Source organism: Lentibacillus kapialis, assembly GCF_014646635.1.
Lineage (GTDB): Bacteria > Bacillota > Bacilli > Bacillales > Amphibacillaceae > Lentibacillus > Lentibacillus kapialis.
On sequence record NZ_BMNQ01000001.1, the window covers coordinates 164910 to 183975 of the forward strand.

15 protein-coding genes are annotated in these 19066 nt (G+C 44.8%); 9 read left to right on the forward strand and 6 right to left on the reverse strand.

What is annotated here, in order from left to right:
• The first annotated feature begins 97 nt into the window (after positions 1–97).
• Positions 98–1594, forward strand: coding sequence for a histidine ammonia-lyase (gene hutH, locus IEW67_RS00790; RefSeq protein ID WP_188631142.1), 1497 nt, complete (start codon positions 98–100; stop codon positions 1592–1594).
• A gap of 27 nt (positions 1595–1621) precedes the next feature.
• Here the strand turns inward: hutH and IEW67_RS00795 are convergent, their stop codons facing one another.
• Positions 1622–1951, reverse strand: a complete 330-nt coding sequence (locus IEW67_RS00795) for a winged helix-turn-helix transcriptional regulator (RefSeq protein ID WP_188631143.1) — start codon at positions 1949–1951, stop codon at positions 1622–1624.
• A 173-nt stretch (positions 1952–2124) separates the two neighbouring features.
• Here IEW67_RS00795 and IEW67_RS00800 point away from each other — a divergent pair, with 173 nt between their 5' ends.
• Positions 2125–3369, forward strand: coding sequence for an aminopeptidase (locus tag IEW67_RS00800; RefSeq protein ID WP_188631144.1), 1245 nt, complete (start codon positions 2125–2127; stop codon positions 3367–3369).
• Between the two features lie 801 nt (positions 3370–4170).
• Here IEW67_RS00800 and recQ read toward each other — a convergent pair.
• Positions 4171–6318 (reverse strand): DNA helicase RecQ, encoded by a 2148-nt coding sequence (gene recQ / locus IEW67_RS00805; RefSeq protein ID WP_188631145.1) that lies wholly within the window; start codon positions 6316–6318, stop codon positions 4171–4173.
• Between the two features lie 471 nt (positions 6319–6789).
• A complete protein-coding gene (gene brnQ / locus IEW67_RS00810; protein ID WP_188631146.1) occupies positions 6790–8076 on the reverse strand; it encodes a branched-chain amino acid transport system II carrier protein in 1287 nt (428 codons plus the stop codon).
• An 858-nt stretch (positions 8077–8934) separates the two neighbouring features.
• Here brnQ and IEW67_RS00815 point away from each other — a divergent pair.
• Complete coding sequence (locus IEW67_RS00815) at positions 8935–10800, forward strand: cation:proton antiporter (protein ID WP_188631147.1); 1866 nt, start codon at positions 8935–8937, stop codon at positions 10798–10800.
• Positions 10801–11016: 216 nt separating this feature from the next.
• Here the strand turns inward: IEW67_RS00815 and IEW67_RS00820 are convergent, their stop codons facing one another.
• Complete coding sequence (locus tag IEW67_RS00820) at positions 11017–11196, reverse strand: SE1832 family protein (RefSeq protein ID WP_188631148.1); 180 nt, start codon at positions 11194–11196, stop codon at positions 11017–11019.
• 113 nt (positions 11197–11309) lie between these two features.
• On the opposite strand from IEW67_RS00820, the gene IEW67_RS00825 reads away from it, so the two are divergent.
• A complete protein-coding gene (locus IEW67_RS00825; RefSeq protein WP_188631149.1) occupies positions 11310–11450 on the forward strand; it encodes a hypothetical protein in 141 nt (46 codons plus the stop codon).
• A 180-nt stretch (positions 11451–11630) separates the two neighbouring features.
• Here IEW67_RS00825 and IEW67_RS00830 read toward each other — a convergent pair whose 3' ends face one another.
• Positions 11631–12710: an AI-2E family transporter gene (locus tag IEW67_RS00830; protein WP_308430696.1), complete on the reverse strand. Its 1080-nt coding sequence runs from the start codon at positions 12708–12710 to the stop codon at positions 11631–11633.
• A 493-nt stretch (positions 12711–13203) separates the two neighbouring features.
• On the opposite strand from IEW67_RS00830, the gene IEW67_RS00835 reads away from it, so the two are divergent.
• The 5 genes from IEW67_RS00835 to IEW67_RS00855 all read left to right on the forward strand — a co-directional run bounded on the left by IEW67_RS00835 (position 13204) and on the right by IEW67_RS00855 (position 18860).
• Positions 13204–14940: a phospho-sugar mutase gene (locus IEW67_RS00835; RefSeq protein WP_188631151.1), complete on the forward strand. Its 1737-nt coding sequence runs from the start codon at positions 13204–13206 to the stop codon at positions 14938–14940.
• A gap of 299 nt (positions 14941–15239) precedes the next feature.
• Positions 15240–16028 (forward strand): TerC family protein, encoded by a 789-nt coding sequence (locus IEW67_RS00840; protein WP_188631152.1) that lies wholly within the window; start codon positions 15240–15242, stop codon positions 16026–16028.
• Between the two features lie 54 nt (positions 16029–16082).
• Positions 16083–16442: a DUF488 domain-containing protein gene (locus IEW67_RS00845; RefSeq protein WP_188631153.1), complete on the forward strand. Its 360-nt coding sequence runs from the start codon at positions 16083–16085 to the stop codon at positions 16440–16442.
• Positions 16443–16706: 264 nt separating this feature from the next.
• The gene (locus IEW67_RS00850) at positions 16707–17147 is read left to right on the forward strand and encodes an OsmC family protein (protein ID WP_188631154.1); all 441 of its coding nucleotides are present in this window, start codon (positions 16707–16709) and stop codon (positions 17145–17147) included.
• 318 nt (positions 17148–17465) lie between these two features.
• Positions 17466–18860 (forward strand): L-cystine transporter, encoded by a 1395-nt coding sequence (locus IEW67_RS00855; RefSeq protein ID WP_188631155.1) that lies wholly within the window; start codon positions 17466–17468, stop codon positions 18858–18860.
• On the opposite strand, the gene IEW67_RS00860 is transcribed toward IEW67_RS00855, so the two are convergent.
• The coding region (locus IEW67_RS00860) for a hypothetical protein (protein WP_188631156.1) at positions 18857–19066 on the reverse strand (210 nt) is incomplete at its 5' end. The two genes, IEW67_RS00855 and IEW67_RS00860, sit on opposite strands and share 4 nt — an antisense overlap.

Genomic DNA, 19066 nt, shown 5'->3' on the forward strand with positions numbered 1-19066 from the left:
TCCGCTTGCACCCAAAACGATAGAGGCATGGTTTAATAGCCATCGCCTCTTTTTTTATGCACTTTAATAAACTAATGCAATAATACGGAGGGGAAGAATGGTTATTTTAACGGGTAAAACATTGACACTGGACGAAGTGATTCGTGTTGTGGAAGACAAGGAAAAAGTTGACCTGTCTGAGGAAACAGAACAGACGTTGATAAAAAGCAGAGAAACGGTGGAGAAAATGGTTCAAAAAAAAGAGACGATGTACGGTATTAACACAGGCTTTGGGAAGTTTAGTGATGTGATTATTGATGAAGCAGATCTTGAGACGTTGCAGCTAAACTTGATCCATTCCCATGCGTGTGGTGTCGGAACACCATTTTCTGAAATAATTAGCCGGACAATGCTTTTGCTCCGTACTAATGCACTTTTAAGAGGGTATTCCGGTGTTCGTCCGGACCTGGTCAGACAAATGATAGCACTACTTAATGCCGGTATTCACCCGGTTGTCCCACAGCAGGGTTCGCTGGGTGCGAGCGGTGACTTAGCACCACTGGCCCATCTCGCTCTGCCGCTGTTAGGGCAAGGTGATGTCTTTTATCAGAATAAACAAATGCCGGCAATGAAGGCGCTTTCTGATGTGTCGATTGAACCTATTACATTGCAGGCAAAGGAAGGGCTTGCCCTGATTAATGGTACGCAAGCTATGACAGCTGTGGGTGTGGTCACATGCTTGGAGATGGAACAACTTCTTTATCAGAGTGAAAGGGTCGCATCCATGACGTTGGAGGGATTGCGCGGGATTATCGATGCCTTTGATCATGATGTGCACAGGCTACGTGGTCATCAGGAGCAAATTGACGTGGCTGCACGCATTTGTGAAAGTCTGAAGGATAGCCAGCTTACTACACGCCAAGGGGAGGAAAGGGTTCAGGATGCCTATTCGTTAAGGTGCATCCCTCAAGTTCTGGGTGCTTCATGGCAAACATTAAATAACGTTAAGGAAAAGCTTGAAATCGAGATGAACGCTGTGACTGATAACCCGTTAATTTTCGCTGAGCACGATAAGGTAGTCTCCGGTGGAAATTTTCATGGTGAACCAATCGCATTTGCCATGGACTTTTTAAAGCTGGGGATCGCAGAGATGGCCACTATTTCCGAACGCAGGGTTGAACGACTTGTCAATCCACAACTGAATGACTTGCCGCCTTTTCTAAGTGCGAACCCCGGCCTTGAATCCGGTGCGATGATTATGCAGTATACCGCCGCATCACTCGTTTCGGAAAATAAAACCCTGGCACATCCGGCGAGTGTCGACTCGATTCCGTCGTCAGCGAATCAGGAGGACCATGTCAGCATGGGCACGATTGCAGCACGCCATGCACGGCAGATGCTCGGCAATGCACGCCGTGTGATTGCCATTGAATTAATATGTGCGATGCAAGCAGCTGAATACCGGGGAACGGAGCAAATGGCTGTACAGACGAGGTTTTTTTACGATCGTGCCCGTGCGATTGTGCCGGCGATTTCCGGGGACAGAGTGTTTGCTGAAGATATAGAAAGCCTGACATGCTGGCTGCAATCAGAAAATAGGGAACAATGGGGATGAAAAGAGCCTGTCCTAGAGGCTCTCATATCATGTGTTTGATTGTTCAGCATAATCAGATGGCATCCAGTTATCAGCCCAATTTTGGATTTCCTGGATCACAGGTTTAAGAGCCTTTCCTTTATCAGATAAAGAATACTCAATGCGAACTGGAAATTCAGAATATATATTGCGTTCAACAATATTTTCTTTTTCAAGCATTTTCAGTCGGTCAGAGAGCAATCGTCCACTTATAGGCAAATCGGTTTCCATTTCGGAAAAACGTTTGGTGCCATTCAACAGCTCAAACAGTATAAGGCCGACCCAGCGTTTACTGAGAATTCCCATTGCACCTTCAAAGCGCGGACATAAATCAGCCATGCATTTTCACCTCTCTGATGAAGGATAATACGATTACGAAAAGTAACCTGATTCAATCATAACACAATACCCTCAATTGGTAAATTAAGCAGCTGCCGACTTTACTCAATTATTTGGCGATTATTGGCATTTATGAAATAATAACATTATAAAAAATTTTGGAGGTAACTTTAATGGCAGATCAAAAAACAAAGGAAAAGTATGCTGAGCTTGCGCTGCGTACAGGTGTCAATTTACAGGAAAATCAAGCACTGATGATCAATGCGCCGGTTGAAGGAGCGGATTTCACCCGGATCGTTGCCAAAAAGGCATATGAGATGGGGGCTAAGGATGTACATATCAACTGGTCGGATGATGAGCTGACCTTGTTGAAATATGAAAATGCGCCGGACGAGGTCATCGAGAATTTTCCGGACTGGCGGGTTAATCTGTATGAATCGTATGCTGAGGATGGGGCAGCTGTGCTGTCGATTCATTCAACAAACCCGGACTTGTTGAAAGATATAGATTCATCAAGAGTTGCGAAGGCAAATAAAGCATCGTCACAGGCTATGAAAAACTTTCGTCAATATACGATGAATGATCGGATTACGTGGTCAATTATAGCCATTCCGACCGGTGATTGGGCACAAAAAGTTTTCCCGGACAAATCACGTGATGATGCACAAGCAAGTTTGTGGGATGCTATCGTTAGCATTGTACGTGTTGATCGGGATGATCCGATTGCAGCGTGGGATGCGCATAATGAAATGCTGAGAACGGCAAGGGAAATATTAAACCGTAAAACGTATCAGAAGCTAATCTATAAAGCACCTGGAACGGATCTGGAAATCGGCCTTCCGGAAGGGCATATATGGAAGGGCGGTTCTGCGGCTTCCGAACAGGGGACGACCTTCAATCCGAATATGCCGACTGAAGAGGTTTTCTCGCTGCCGCATAAGTATCGTGTAAATGGAACGGTGGCAAGTACTAAGCCGCTCAACTATGGCGGCAGTCTGATTGATAATTTCAGTCTGACATTTAAGGATGGAAAAGTGGTTGACTTCAACGCTGAGCAAGGCGAAGAAACGCTTAAGCATCTGCTGGAAACCGATGAAGGTGCAAGTCGTCTCGGCGAGGTGGCGCTTGTGCCGCATGAATCACCTGTTTCACAGTCAGGGCTGATTTTTTACAATACCTTGTTTGATGAGAATGCTTCATGCCATATCGCATTAGGCAAAGCCTATCCGACCAATTTAAAAGGCGGTGCTGATATGGACGATGACGCACTAGATAAGCATGGTGTGAATGACAGCTTGACTCACGTTGATTTCATGATCGGGTCCGCAGATCTTGATATTGATGGTGTGCTGGAAGATGGCACAACGGAAGCGGTTTTCCGTAATGGCACATGGGCACTGAATGTGAAAGGCGAATAGTCGTACTGGGCTGTATCGCGAATTAGGTGGGGCAAACTCGTGCGAGAAAGCCATGAACTCGTGCGAGAAAGCCGCGAACTCGTGCGAGAGAGCCGCAAACTCGTGCGAGAAAGCCATGAACTCGTGCGAGAAAGCCATGAACTCGTGCGAGAGCGCCGCAAACTCGTGCGAGAGAGCCGCAAACTCGTGCGAGAGAGTCATGAACTCGTGCGAGAAAGCCATGAACTCGTGCGAGAGCGCCGCAAACTTGTGCGAGAGAGTCGCAAACTTGTGCGAGAGAGCCGCGAACTTGTGCGAGAGAGTCGCGAACTCGTGCGAGAGCGTCATGAACTCGTGCGAGAGAGTCGCAAACTCGTGCGAGAGAGTCGCAAACTTGTGCGAGAGAGTCGCAAACTTGTGCGAGAGAGTCGCAAACTCGTGCGAGAGAGCCGCGAACTTGTGCGAGAGAGTCGCAAACTCGTGCGAGAGAGTCGCAAACTCGTGCGAGAGAGTCGCAAACTCGTGCGAGAAAGCCATGAACTCGTGCGAGAGAGTCGCAAACTCGTGCGAGAAAGCCATGAACTTGTGCGAGAGAGTCGCAAACTCGTGCGAGAGCGCCGCAAACTCGTGCGAGAGAGTCATGAACTCGTGCGACCAACATACGGGAACCCACTGGGTTTTGGCTAATCGGATTCCGATCTGTAAACGGATCCTTTAACAACAATAATTAAGCTTAACTGAAAAAGGTGCCATGTTTCGTCAATTTAAACATGGCACCTTTCACTTTTCGCGTTCTATTACAGGAGTGAATCTTTATAGTTTTTAAATCAGTTCATTCTTTACCAGGACCGCTTTAATCTTTGTATAATCATATTCATCTGGCAATGATTCCTTTAAAGGCTTTAATCTTGGAACCTCCAGTTCATGACGTGCAGTCAAAATGGCAGTTTCCTCCTCTTGATTGAAAAATATTTCCCATGCCAGCGGGTGTCCTTCCTTAAAAGCCTTAAAAATATGTGTTTCAATGGTTTGTGATGTCAGCTCCCGGATGAGGGCAATATCTTTGATTGGTTTGCCGGATTGGAACATCGTATAACTGATCATGTGGCTCGGCCGGTCATCAGTTTGTTCCCTCTTTTGGGCAACAGGTGCGGTGCCGGCTATTTTAACAGGTTTTGAGGCGCCGGGATTATTCTGGTGCCATTCTTTTACGGCTGACAGGAATGTTTCACCATATTGGTCGTATTTCTTTTCTCCGATACCTTTAATTGACAGCATATCTTCTTTCGTTTCCGGAAAGTAACGGCTGATTTCCTTTAACGTAGCATCGGAAAACAGCACGTATGGCGGGACACCTTGTTCGTCTGCCATTTGTTTCCGCAATTCGCGCAATGAAGCGAACAGCTCCTCCTGATAGTCTGCTGCTTCGTTTGAAGGAATGGGTGCCGTATACATCCAGACAGTAAGCTTGCCTTTCAAAACATCGACTGAATTCTGATTGAGCTGTAGCGTCGGAAACTTCCCGTCCTGTGTTACAAGTAATCGCTCAGCAACCAGAAACTGAATGCGCTCTGTGAGCTCTTTTTCCGTATAGGCAGATAGTATGCCATAAGTGGAAATCATGTGCAGGCGGAATTGATGCAATCGGCTGTCCTTGGATCCTTTCAGTACTTTTGCTGTCATGTTTACCCCGAAACGTTCTCCCATACGTTTGACACACGACAGAATCATTTGTGCTTCTTCTGTGATGTCAATCCGTTCCTGACGGTAAAGGCAATTGCTGCAGCGGCCGCAGTTGTTTCCGGTTCTGCTGTCATCATTAAAATATTCAAGAATATAGGCTGTCAGACAGCCATGTGTATGACAATAATTAATCATTGCCTGCAGTTTGCGGTATTCATTTTGTTTGGCATGTTCATCAAGCAATGATTGTTCGATTAAAAATTTTTGCAGCTGGACATCCTGCGGCGAGAACAGCAGAATGCAATCAGCATGCTCGCCGTCGCGTCCCGCTCTGCCTGCTTCCTGATAGTAAGCTTCAATCGTCATGGGCATGGCATAATGAATGATAAACCGCACGTTTGATTTATCAATACCCATGCCAAATGCATTGGTTGCAATCATAACTGTTTTCTCGTCGTGAATAAATGAAGCCTGTGCTTCTTTACGCTCATCTTCTGTAAGACCGGCATGGTATTTGGCCGCAGAAAAGCCGCGCTTAGTCAACTGTTCATACAATGTATCGGCTTGTTTGCGTGTGGCGGTATAAATAATACCCGATTCATTCCGATGTTCCTTCATAAACGAACGGATGTAGGTCGCCTTATCTTTTCCTTTGATCACATGAAACGAAAGGTTCTCACGTTCAAAACCGGTTTTTACGACATTTTGCTTTTCAATATGTAACAGTGCCTGGATGTCAGCTGTCACTTCGTCGGTGGCAGTGGCTGTCAAAGCGACCGTGACTGGAATGCTCGGAAGCTGTTTTAAGTTCGGGATAATGGAACGGTAGCTTGGCCTGAAGTCATGCCCCCATTGGGAAATACAGTGTGCTTCATCAAATGCCACCAGTGCAATTTGAATCCGGCGTAGCGCAGAAATGAACGCAGATGATTCGAAACGTTCAGGTGCGACATAGACAAACTTATAGTTGCCTGCTTCGATACCGCGGAGACGTGATTGTTGTTCGCCGGCTGTCAGTGAGCTATTTATGTAGACAGCGGGAATCCCTAAAGCCTGAAGCGCATCCACCTGGTCTTTCATGAGTGAAATAAGCGGGGAGATAATGATGGCAACACCATCCAGGGCCATGCCGGGAATTTGGTAGCACAATGATTTACCGCCGCCTGTCGGCATGACTGCCAATGTGTTACGACCGTCCGTAATGTTGTCTATTGTTTGTTTCTGTCCGGTGCGAAATGTATCATACCCAAAATATGTTTGCAGGATTTGCTCAGCATTTTCCGTCATGGTTCCAATTCTCCTTTTCCCTTCACCCCGCATGCAACAGTCAGCGGGAGCGGGGGGAATAACTTCTAAACATAGACATGTTACCCTCCTATCCTAACATATTTTAAAAATAAATAGGGTCAACACCAAAATCTATGGTTGAAATGAATGAGTGAATATAGTAGTGAAACTAGCTAGCGGAGGAAAAACACGGAGACTCCTGTGGGAATGCGCAGTGTGAAGACCCCGCAGAAAAAGCGACCTTCTTTTTCGAGGAGGCTGAGGACAAGCCCACGGAAAGCGACGAGCGAAACATCCATCGAATGAGCTACGAGTTGCGAGGAGTGCTGCTTCACCGAAAAACTTGCAACACGACGAGCACACTAGTGTTTTTTCGAAGCGACTGCTGACGTCAACATGACATCTAATTTGTCAACCATAAATTTTGGTGAACAGCCAAATAAATAAGCTGGTAAATTTGACGCGCACGTGTCAGACAGCAGATGGCTTGCGTTTGAATAAATAGCCGATCACTCCGCCGGCGATTGCCGGAACGAGCCATCCGAGTCCAAGAGAGAAAAAGGGCAAATATGACATGACTGACGTGACCGCCGGCATTTCAAGACCAAATTCGGTCAGACCATCATATAACGCTATAACAACCGTAAGAAGAATCGCCCCCCGGTATACAGCCTGTGCCTCTCCAAAGATCCTATGTAAAAATGTCAGGATGATCAGGACAATTGCTATTGGGTAAATGAATGTCAGAACTGGCACAGAAACACTTATGATCGTATTCAGCCCCTGATTGGCAATCAAGTAGCTGCCGAATGTGACCAATGCAATAATCCATTGGTATGAAACGCCGCTCATCTTATGGAAAAACTGACCGCATGCGACGACCAGACCAACAGATGTTGTGAAACAGGCCAGCGCGACAATAATTCCCAACAATAACGCGCCAAATGTACCAAACATCATATCAGCGGCGCCTGATAAAATAGCCCCGCCATTGGAAAAACTGCCTTCAGGTGCCATCCGTGAACCAATCCAGCCAATGGACGTGTAAACAGCTGTCAACCCGATGCCCGCAACCAATCCTGCTTTCAAAGTCGATTTTACAAGGCCAGTGCCAGAAGAGACGCCGCGATCTTTGAATGCCCCCACAACAATGATGCCAAATGCGAGTGCTGCTATTGCATCCATGGTCAGATAACCTTCAACAAAGCCTGTAAAAAATGGTGCTTGCGTATATTTTTCATCGGGCGTTTCCGGTATAGAATGAAGCAGCATGAATCCTCCGACGCAAAGCACAATGATGGCCAGCAACAAGACAGGTGTCAGAAACTGTCCAATCCGGTCAACCATCTTTGACGGATTCCGGCTGACAACATAGACAAGCACGAAAAAGACAGTTGTAAATAGGAACAATAATAATGCCGATCCGTTTGTAAATGGTTCCATGCTCATTTCAAATGCAACAGTCGCTGCACGGGGAATACCGAAAAATGGACCGATAGCGAGGTATACCATAGATGTAAAAACGAAGCCGAATAAAGGGTGCACCCGGTCTGCGAGTTCCCTTGCATCGTTTTTAACATAAGAAACGGCAGCAACGGCAAGTACAGGCAGGCCCACGCCGGTCAAAACAAATCCGGCAATTGCCGGCCAAAAGGATGTCCCGGATTGGATTCCCAAAGTTGGTGGATAAATTAAGTTGCCTGCACCAAAAAATAATGCAAATAACATAAAACCGATGGTGAGAAAATCTTTTTTCATGATGGCTTGCTCCTTCTAAAGTCACTTTTATTTACCACAATTAAGTAAATAGTCAGAAAATAGGGCCAACACCAAAATCTATGGTTGAATTGTGAATATAGTAGTAAAACTAGCTAGCGGAGGAAAAACACGGAGACTCCTGTGGGAATGCGCAGTGTGAAGACCCCGCAGAAAAAGCGACCTTCTTTTTCGAGGAGGCTGAGGACAAGCCCACGGAAAGCGTAGTGTTTTTCCGAAGCGACTGCTTACGTCAACATGACATCTGATTTGTCAACCATAGATTTTGGTGAACAGTCAGAAAATATAGGTTAAAAATAATTTAAATTGCCACAAAACAAAAACAGCTTAACAAAGTACATAATAGCTTGTCAATGCGTTTGGCTCCGTAAGTGTGACGTTTTTGTCAGCGTTACTTAAAACTGCACCGCCTTGCACTTATCGGTCCTTTTCATCCTTCTATTTGAATACACACTTAAACCGAGGTTATATTTTTTCGGACTAAATTGTTTACATTCACTTTCTTCCCATTTAAAATAACTTTACATTACACTAAACGGCTTTATGATTCACATGATACTTATCAAACTTGAAAACGGTAAAGCGATTATGCTTGTTTGTCAAATCTTCTCTTTGTTCTCCCTGTAAGTGATAAAATCACTCTGCTTACAGGGAATCAGTTTTCAATATCATACGGGAAAATGCATATAACGGACATTAATCCGCCATAAAACGTCGGCTCACTGTTTGTAAATGTCCGATTCGTTCAACTAACATTCAGTGGAAAACCATCCACTGAATGACGTTTCACTTTATATTCTGATTGTTTATGGAAAGTATATAGTTAAAAGGGGGGCAGTTATGGTTCCATCTCTTTTATTTGAAGTTATGTTAGTTGGTTTCCTGGGTATCGGCTCTCAATGGGTCGCCTGGCGATATCGGCTGCCGGCTATTGTGATCATGTCCATTACCGGTTTGCTTGCCGGGCCAATTTTTGGGCTTATGAATCCAGAGCAGGACTTTGGTGAGTTATATAGTCCAATCATTTCAGTAGCAGTTGCCATCATTCTTTTTGAGGGCAGTCTAAATTTAAATTTTAAAGAAATTCGTGGTCTTGGACGCCCGGTATTTCGTATTTCTACTATAGGGGCTTTTTTATCATGGATTTTGGGATCGCTGACGGCCCACTACATTGCAGGTCTAAGCTGGGCCGCTGCATTTGTCATCGGCGGATTGTTTATTGTGACGGGTCCTACGGTTATCATGCCGTTATTGCGCCAGTCAAAACTAAAAACGCGCCCCGCAAAAATCCTTAAATGGGAAGGGATTATTGTCGATCCGATCGGCGCGCTACTTGCTGTTTTTGCCTTTGAAATCATTGCGTTTCTGACTGCTGGCGGCTCGGACGGTTCGAAACTTCTCGTTTTCTTTGCGGCATCACTCTTTGCCGTCATCCTGGGCTGGGCTTGCGGCAGAGGAATTGGCTGGATGTTCGAAACAGGACACATGCCGGAATTCCTGAAATCACCTGCCGTATTTATTGTCGTCATCGGTTGTTTCACCTTCGCGGATGTCATCGTGCATGAAACAGGATTGCTGGCTGTAACAGCTATGGGGATGACGCTTGCCAACATGGGCATCAGTTCTGTTGCGGACATGCGCCATTTCAAGGAAAATGTGTCTATTTTGCTGATTTCGGCCATATTTATTATGCTGACGGCATCACTTGAAGTGGAGACACTGCTGAAAGTATTTGATCCGAATATTATGGGTTACGTGCTGCTGATGATGTTTATCGTTCGTCCTTTGTCTATTTTCTTGTCAACCATCAGAACAGACCTCGCGCTAAATGAAAAGATTTTGTTGAGCTGGATTGCACCAAGAGGTATTGTTGCGTTGACAGTTTCGGGTTATTTTGCTTCAATATTGAGCCAGTCAGGTTATGTGGACGCAACACTTATCACGACAATTACATTTGCACTCGTGTTCACAACCGTTGTTGCCCATGGGTTTTCAATCGGATGGTTAGCCAAAAAGCTGCATCTTTCCATGGAAGGCAGACCAGGTACACTGATTGTCGGCAGCAATAATTTCACAGTGAACTTGGCGCGATCACTGCAAAAAGCAAAAGCGCCGGTCATCATAGTCGATTCATCCTGGGAAAGATTACGGAAAGCTCGTGAGGCCGGGATTCCGTTCTATCATGGGGAAATGTTGTCAGAGCAAACCGAATATCACTTGGACACAATACCTTATGAATATATGATCGCTGCAACCGAATATAACTCATACAATGCCCTTGTCTGTACGACTTTCATGCCTGAGTATGGCCGGACAAATGTATTCAAAGTGAGTCCATACCGCCACGATCTTAATGGGATGGGCGATATCGTCAATAAAGTCGGCGGCAGAATTTTGTTCAGACAGGATTTGTCACTGGATGATCTGAATCAGAAAACCAGAGAGCATTATATTTTCCGTCAGACGAACATTACGAATCAATACAGCTATAAACAATACTTAAACGAAAAAGATGACAATGCTGTATTGCTTTATATTATGAAACCATCAGGAAGGATGAAATATTACTCGGAAGAATTACGGGTGACACCGGAGACGGGTGATACGGTTGTAAGTCTGACGCCGCCGGTTAAGGAAAAGAAAAAGATTCAGAAACGCCTGGAAAACCAGCGTAGCTATAATGGTAACGGAAAAAATAAATCGTGATTAAGAAAGACTGTCCACGTCGGGGCAGTCTTTTTAACGGTGGTTTCACCTCGGATGGGCTTAAGAGGAGGAATTTTTTCCGGGAGAGGTCACATATATCGACCCGAGGGAGGAAGTATCGACCCTGAACCTGGGCGCGCGGGGCGCATAAACATCGTCCTGTGCTCCGCATTATATCAAAAACCGGGCTGCCTATTATAGGAGACCCGGTTTCCCTTATTCCAACTCATCCAATTTTTTGTTGAGCTCGCCCAGGCGCTCCTCGATTTCAATCATTTTTCTCTCACCGGTTGTTGTATCAACGCCAAATGACGTGGCTTTTTCTACGTCGCCCTGGATTCGCACATAATCTGACTTCAATTCTGCCATTTCGGCTTCAATTTGCGCTTTTGTCATGATTATCACTCCCTCATAACAGTTTAGCTGAAACCCCCTTTAGAAAACAAGAGAATACGTTAAGATATTATTAAAAAACGTGGCTTTACCCCACACGGGAGTGGTCCTTTCATATGCGAATACATTTTGTAACGTTCATTTATGATTTCAAAAAACAAATTGAACCCTTATTATTAATAAAAGAAGCTTGCAATAATCTAATGCCCGGTATCATTAATCGTCTCGAACAAGAAGGAAATGCAAATAAAAACTGACCGAAAAACTGCTTCAAAATGGGTATACATTCTGTTGTTTATACACAGATAAATCAAACACCGCTTCAAACAACATTTACAAAATATTGGCTATTATGAAGTGGGGGCGTCTGTTGTTTATAAAATTCACAGTAAAAAAGAGTGTTCCCTCTAATGCATGCTCCCTTTTATCGAAGTGGGTCAAATCAGTGCATCCTCATCATTCTTTTGTGCATCTTGATAGGTTTGATAAAAGTGACTGATAATCGTTTTGACCACGGCGTATAAAGGAATCGCAAACAGCATTCCGAGAAAACCAGCGATACTTCCGGCGGCAAGCACCACTGTGATGACGGTTAATGGGTGCAAGTGCAATGCTTTACCCATCACATTTGGTGATACCAGGTTGCCTTCAATCTGCTGGGCAATAACTGTAATGACAGCCACCCACACAGGCATGAGCGGGTCCTGAAAGAATCCTACGATGATAGCCGGCGTAACTGCTATATACGGGCCGATAAACGGGATAACATTTATGACCAAACCGAAGATAGCCAGTGTCAAGGCGTAATGTAAACCAATAATCGAATACCCGACATACAGCAGCGTACCGATGCAAAGAGCGACAATAATCTGTCCTTGGATATAGGATGTCAGGGCCTCATCAATTTTGTAAAATAGCGAACGGATATTGTCCGCTTTCTTTTTCTCAAAAAACTGTGTAATGAATGGAACAAACTTTTCTCCGTCCTTCAACATGAAAAACAAGAAAAACGGAATCAGTACCATTGCAAACATAATACTGATGAACTCACCAATAAATCCAAAAATGAAGGACATGGTGGATTGAATATAGGACTGAAGATTTGATCTGATATGATTGATGGCTTCATTCACTTCGTCAGGGATGGATCTTTGATTGTCCTGCCAGTATTCAATAAGGCCTTCCAGTGTTGAGATCCATCCTGGTATGTTGCTGACCAGCTTGGAAAATTGGCTTTGAAGACTCGGGAAAATATACCTGGCTGCAACGAACATCGCCACGATTAAAAGGATAAATATAATCATAATCGCCAATAGCCGGTGCAGTTTCATTTTTTCCAATAAATGCATCAGAGGGCGCGTTATGTAAAAAAGCAAGCCGGCACCGATAACAGGTAATGCAACAGCGCCAACCAATTGAAAAATTGGACTAAAAATAAAGTTAGCTTCCTTAACCAGTATAATCAGCAAAAATACGAGAATAAGCGCAATCAGTGTCTGAAACCAGCGTTTTTGCATCACGTGTTATCACAACTTTCCTGTATAAGTTCATTTTAGAGGTTGTTCAAAAAGTCCGGTAAACATGACACTTCGAATTTCTTCGTTGGCTTGTTTCTCCGCTCCTTGGAAAAGAAAAACACTTTTCCTGCGTGCGAAGCGGCTTCAGGGTAGCATTACTTGTGCTCATGTATCTAAAGGCATACATTCCGCTGCTCGAAACTGCGCCGCCCTCGAACTTCTTGGTCCTTTTTATCCACCTTTTTGAACACGCACTTTTAATCCATTTTAACTGCTTCTGAATATAATAGAAAGTTATTTTATATATTTATGACGTCAGAAAGCTTAAATTTTGAAGCTCTTATAAGAAAACGACGTCATTCGCTGATAAGGCAGAGCGGATGCTGTATTTTATAACCAAAGTGATGACTGTGTAAACAGGGAAAATAGAACACAGGTTGAAAATATGATAGAATGCCTGTTAAAGATTGTTGTCAAGAAGGGTGAGGACGTAATGAGCCACTGGAAACATGTTTATGAAAAATGGCGTTCATTTGAACAGCTTGACCCGGCCCTGAAACAGGAGCTGGATAAAATGGCTGATAACGAAAAAGAATTGGAGGATGCTTTTTACACCGATTTGTCTTTTGGCACCGGGGGTATGCGCGGTGAACTCGGACCTGGGACTAACCGGATGAATATCTATACTGTTAGGAAAGCGGTGAATGGGCTTGCCGATTATTTGGTGGCTCATGTAGGAGATGCGCGTGACCGGGGTGTTGCTGTTGCGTATGATTCCAGATTCAAGTCACAGGAATTTGCCATTGAGACGGCAAAGGTGCTGGGAGCTTACGGCATTAAAGCATATGTATTTGATACACTGCATCCAACGCCGCTGTTATCATTTGCCGTGCGATATCTGAAAACGGCTGCGGGAATCATGATAACAGCAAGTCATAACCCGCCTGAATACAATGGTTTCAAGGTATACAATGACGATGGCGGACAGATCGTACCTGATGAAGCGCACCAGATTATCGGCTGTATCCAAGAAGTAGAGGATGAGCTAACAATACCGCATCTTCAAAAGGATGAATTGGAAGCACAAGACATACTTAACTGGATCGGCAAGGAAATTGATCGTGCCTATTTGGACAAGCTGGCGGAGATTTCGAAACTGGCGACCGGCGAACAGCAACAGGATAAAGATTTGCAAATCGTCTTTACACCACTCCATGGAACAGCCCATGATTTGGTACTGAGGGGTTTGAGCCAGCTGAACTTTCATCATGTTGATGTGGTTGAAGAACAAGCTGCAGCAGACCCGGAATTTTCAACCGTTAAATCACCAAATCCGGAAGAACACCAAGCCTTTACAATGGCTATTGAACTGGGCAGCCAGACGAACGCGGATGTTTTAATCGGAACAGACCCTGATGCCGACCGACTTGGTGTAGCTGCAAAAGATTCATCTGGTCATTACACGGTGCTGACCGGCAATCAACTCGGCGCGTTAATGCTGGATTATATCCTGACACACAGCGTTTCGAATTTACCGACAAAAGCTCGAATGATCAAAACAATTGTTACATCAGAGCTTGGACGAAAAATTGCAGCTGATTATGGCGTTGAAACGATTGATACACTCACAGGATTTAAATATATCGGTGAAAAAATCCGGGAATTTGAGTCGACCGGCGAGACATTCATGTTCGGTTATGAGGAAAGCTACGGCTATTTGATTGGTGATTTCACCCGCGATAAGGATGCTGTCCAGGCAGCAGTTCTGGCCTGTGAAATGGCATATTATTGGAAAAGACAGGGCAAGACACTTTTCGATGCGCTGCACAGCCTCTATGAAACATATGGTTATTATCTTGAGGACATGTCCTCCCTGACGTTAAAAGGAAAAGAGGGTGCAGAGAAAATAGCTGCAATTATGGAAACAATTCGGAAAGAACCGTTAACAGAAGTGGGCGGTCTGGATGTTGAATATGTCGAGGATTATCTGGCAGGAGAACGGACTGTCATTGGCACGAAGCTGAAAGAATCGATTGAACTGCCGAAAGAAAATGTCGTAAAGTATATCCTCGGTAACGACAGCTGGATTTGTCTGCGCCCGTCAGGCACCGAACCAAAAATCAAATATTACTTTGGTGTGTGCGGGTCGAGTGCACAAGAAGGTCAACAACGCCTTGCCGACCTGAAACGTGATATGGAAGATGTCATCAGCCGTGTCCATAACGTATAAATACTCGTAAACTAAGTGGTATGGGGTGAATGGTAATATTTACCTCATGTCGCCTTGTCCATCCGTCTGTGTTGACATTTTATGATATAAGCGGTTTAATAGGTTTAGAAAAAAACGGAGAATGGAATATTCTTGAAGGGGAGTAGCTGCACAATTAACGTCGTCATTTCGAGATGCGTCATCTCCGGCTTAATTGGCAACACACGTTGTTAGCGAGACCTTTACCATTGACGGTAAGGGTCTTTTTTAATGGTCCTTGCCTGCTGGCGGGACCATTTTTCATAAAGGAGAGATTTACAGTGGAAGCACAACTGTTGGCTGAATATTTGTGGGTGCTTGTTGTTCTGGTCGGGCTGGAAGGTCTTTTGGCGGCCGATAATGCGCTCGTACTTGCTATTATGGTGAAACATCTTCCCCCCAAAAAGCGTAAGAAAGCACTTTTTTACGGACTGGCCGGTGCATTTGTATTACGGTTCGGTTCGCTGTTCATCATTTCGTTCCTCGTGGATGTCTGGCAGGTGCAGGCCCTTGGAGCGCTCTATCTGTTAGGCATCTCAGGTAAAAATTTATATGAGAAATTTTCGAATAAAAAGGATAGTGGGAAAGAAAAGGAGAAAGCGAAAGCGGAAAAGATCGGCAGCGGTTTCTGGATGACAGTTGTCAAAGTGGAGTTTGCCGACTTGGCATTTGCTGTCGATTCCATTTTAGCTGCTGTTGCCCTTGCAGTGGCCTTGCCGGAGACACCGTGGCCTGAGATTGGCAGTCTTGATGGCGCTCAATTTGCTGTTGTCTTTGCCGGTGGAATGATCGGTCTGATTATTATGCGGTTTGCCGCAAACATTTTTGTGGAACTGTTAAATAAGCGGCCGGGTCTGGAGATTGCAGCCTTTGTTATTGTCGGCTGGGTTGGTGTGAAACTAGCTTTAATCGTACTTGCTCATGATGCAATAGGCTTAATTCCGCATGGATTCCCGCATTCCACTGTATGGAAGGTTATATTTTACGCAGTACTCGTGACAATCGCCGTAACCGGTTGGTTTGCATCAGATAAGATTACGGACAAAACACCCCGGCATGACAAATCATAATTGTGTACAACGACCTCTGCCGGAAAATTGACAGTTTGAAGGAGTGATAAAACAGTGCCGGTTAATTTGAAACGAATCTATGACGAAGTGGAACAAAATGATGGTGTACGTGTTCTGGTTGATCGGGTATGGCCGCGTGGATTGTCCAAGGAAAAGGCACAGCTCGGTCATTGGCTGAAGGAAATCGGTCCCTCCAATGATTTGCGCAAATGGTTTGGTCACGATCCGGATAAATACGAGGAATTCAAGCGAAAGTATAAAGAAGAACTTGAGGAAGGTAACCAGCAGAAGGAATTGCAGAAACTGAAAAATTTGACAAAGGAACATAATAAGAATCTGACATTGCTATTTTCAGCGAAGGATCAGGAACATAACCAGGCCAGAGTGCTGAAGGAAATACTAGACAGGCAGTAACGAAGAAGAATCCCCGCTGCATCGAAGCAGTCAGGGGACTTTTTGTCGTGGTGTTGCCTCCCGTGTGCAAGGGAATTTGCATGGCGGCTGATCGGTTCTACAGTGAACGTCATCATTCCGAATGTTCCTCTTTTGAAATATTGTCGGCCACACACTTGTAGACTGTACTCATCACATTTCATGAACACATTTTATAGAAGCTCATGATGTTTGCTGGTATCCTTAATACTGTGATAAGTAAAAATTTTCAACCGAGGTGATTGCATGACACAGCAGCATTTTCATTTGAAAGCAGACTGGCCGGGCGGCAGAAATAGTTCCGGTTTTGTCGATGCCGGTAACTTGAAGACGGACATATCAATCCCGCGGGAAATGGACGGGCCTGGTGAGGGTACAAATCCGGATGAAATGTTACTGGGGGCCGCAGCAACATGTTATGTGATAACACTTGCAGCCATGATTGAGCGGGCGGAATTACCGCTGAAGGAGATGTCACTTGATTCTGAAGGGATTGTTGATGTAACAAATGGTATCTTCACATATGTAAAAATAATTCACAAACCATATGTCGCACTTAAGAATAATGCCGACGAACGTGACTATAAAAAGCTGCATAAACTTGTCGAAAAAGCTGAATCAAGCTGTATGATTTCCCGTGCCATTAAAGGAAATGTGGCGTTGGAACTGCAACCCGATATCCAATAAGCCTGGGACACAGGGCCAGACCCTGTGTCCCAGGCTTTTTTTATAACGTCAGAAAGTATAAAATGGTTGACCTTATAAGAAAAGTTTCGGCATTCGCTATAAGACGAGGCGAATGCCGAGTTTTTCTAATGATTTTTTCATGTATTGAAAAAATAGCGTTATTCATGTTGACACATTTATGCTTGACCAGGTATATTATTAAAGTATACTAATTTCATCGGAATAATTAACTTTATTCCTGAAATGAGCTTTAGAGGTTTGTGGCAGTTTAAGGGCCTCTGCATAAACTAAGCAAATAAACAGGAGGGGGAAACGGGTATGGATACACTCTATATTGCTTTGAATGTTGCTGTTCTTGTGGCATTGATCGGGCTTTTAATACGCATGCAGCAGAAGCATTATTCGTTCAGCAAACGCGTGTTTACCGGGCTTGGACTGGGCATCGTGCTTGGTGCAGGGCTGCAGGCGATTTATGGCGCTGGTTCAGAAGTGACGTCCCAGACAACCGTATGGTACGACATTGTGGGAAGTGGGTATGTCCAATTATTGATAATGATTGTTATACCACTTGTCATGGTGTCCATTATTCAGTCAATTATTAACTTGGAAAAATCATCTGACCTTGGGAAAATCTCCGGATGGATTATAGGTTTTCTTGTATCAACCGCAATGGTAGCGGCACTTGTGGGCATTGGAAGTGCTGTGGTATTCAACTTGGATGCAAGTGAAATAGAGGCGGGGCAGGCGGAGCAGCAACGCGGCTCAGCAATGGAATCACAGCTCGGTGATATAGAGGGAATGACAATCCCTGAGCAGATTTTAAGCTTTATCCCGTCAAATATATTTCAGGATATGACACAGGATCGTCCGACATCGGTCATTGCGATTGTTATCTTTTCAATGATTGTCGGTATAGCTGTTTTGGGACTGCGCCGGAAAAAGCCGGATGAAGCGGCGCTATTCACAAAAGGTGTAAATGCTGTATTCGCAGTCGTGATGCGGATTGTAACATTAATTCTGCGTCTTACACCATTCGGCATATTGGCTTTGATGGCAACAACAGTAGCAACGACAGATATAGCCGGCATTATGGAACTTGGCAAATTTGTGATCGCATCTTATGCTGCTCTGATTGTCATGTTCATGATTCATCTACTGCTGGTAGGCGTGTTTGGCTTAAACCCCATGACTTATTTGAAAAAGGTCTTACCGGTGTTAAGTTTTGCCTTCACGTCCCGTTCCAGTGCCGGGACAATTCCGTTGAATATACAAGCGCAGCGGAATTCGCTTGGTGTTGACCAGGGAATCGCCAATATGTCAGCATCATTTGGTGCTACCATCGGGCAAAATGGGTGTGCGGGCATTTATCCCGCAATGCTTGCTGTTATGATCGCACCGTCAGTCGGGATTAATCCGCTCACACCGGAATTTATCATTCAGCTTGTTTTGATTATCGGCATCAGCTCATTTGGTGTAGCAGGCGTCGGCGGCGGCGCAACGTTCGCAGCATTAATTGTACTATCGTCAATGGGGCTGCCGGTTGCACTGGCTGGTCTGTTAATTTCGATAGAAGCATTAATTGACATGGGGCGCACCGCATTGAATGTTAATGATTCTATGCTTACAGGTACACTGACAGCACGCATCATGAAAAAGTTAAACCTGAAAACGTATCATGATAAAACAGCCATTGAACAGGAAACCGCTGTTTAATTGATTGCTAAACAGCCGCTCCAAATCGGGGCGGCTGCTTCTGTTGGGTGTTTTGCGCCGAGTTCCCGAGGCGCAAAGTGCTCCAACTCGTGCGAGAAGCACTCCAACTCGTGCGAGAAGCACTCCAACTCGTGCGAGAAGCACTCCAACTCGTGCGAGAAGCACTCCAACTCGTGCGAGAAGCACTCCAACTCGTGCGAGAAGCA

Bases quoted from the DNA above. Each gene is read 5' to 3' on its own strand.
- hutH (WP_188631142.1), top strand. From the start codon at position 98: ATGGTTATTTTAACGGGTAAAACATTGACACTGGACGAAGTGATTCGT.
- IEW67_RS00795 (WP_188631143.1), bottom strand. From the start codon at position 1,951: ATGGCTGATTTATGTCCGCGCTTTGAAGGTGCAATGGGAATTCTCAGT.
- IEW67_RS00800 (WP_188631144.1), top strand. From the start codon at position 2,125: ATGGCAGATCAAAAAACAAAGGAAAAGTATGCTGAGCTTGCGCTGCGT.
- recQ (WP_188631145.1), bottom strand. From the start codon at position 6,318: ATGACGGAAAATGCTGAGCAAATCCTGCAAACATATTTTGGGTATGAT.
- brnQ (WP_188631146.1), bottom strand. From the start codon at position 8,076: ATGAAAAAAGATTTTCTCACCATCGGTTTTATGTTATTTGCATTATTT.
- IEW67_RS00815 (WP_188631147.1), top strand. From the start codon at position 8,935: ATGGTTCCATCTCTTTTATTTGAAGTTATGTTAGTTGGTTTCCTGGGT.
- IEW67_RS00820 (WP_188631148.1), bottom strand. From the start codon at position 11,196: ATGACAAAAGCGCAAATTGAAGCCGAAATGGCAGAATTGAAGTCAGAT.
- IEW67_RS00825 (WP_188631149.1), top strand. From the start codon at position 11,310: ATGCGAATACATTTTGTAACGTTCATTTATGATTTCAAAAAACAAATT.
- IEW67_RS00830 (WP_308430696.1), bottom strand. From the start codon at position 12,710: ATGCAAAAACGCTGGTTTCAGACACTGATTGCGCTTATTCTCGTATTT.
- IEW67_RS00835 (WP_188631151.1), top strand. From the start codon at position 13,204: ATGAGCCACTGGAAACATGTTTATGAAAAATGGCGTTCATTTGAACAG.
- IEW67_RS00850 (WP_188631154.1), top strand. From the start codon at position 16,707: ATGACACAGCAGCATTTTCATTTGAAAGCAGACTGGCCGGGCGGCAGA.
- IEW67_RS00855 (WP_188631155.1), top strand. From the start codon at position 17,466: ATGGATACACTCTATATTGCTTTGAATGTTGCTGTTCTTGTGGCATTG.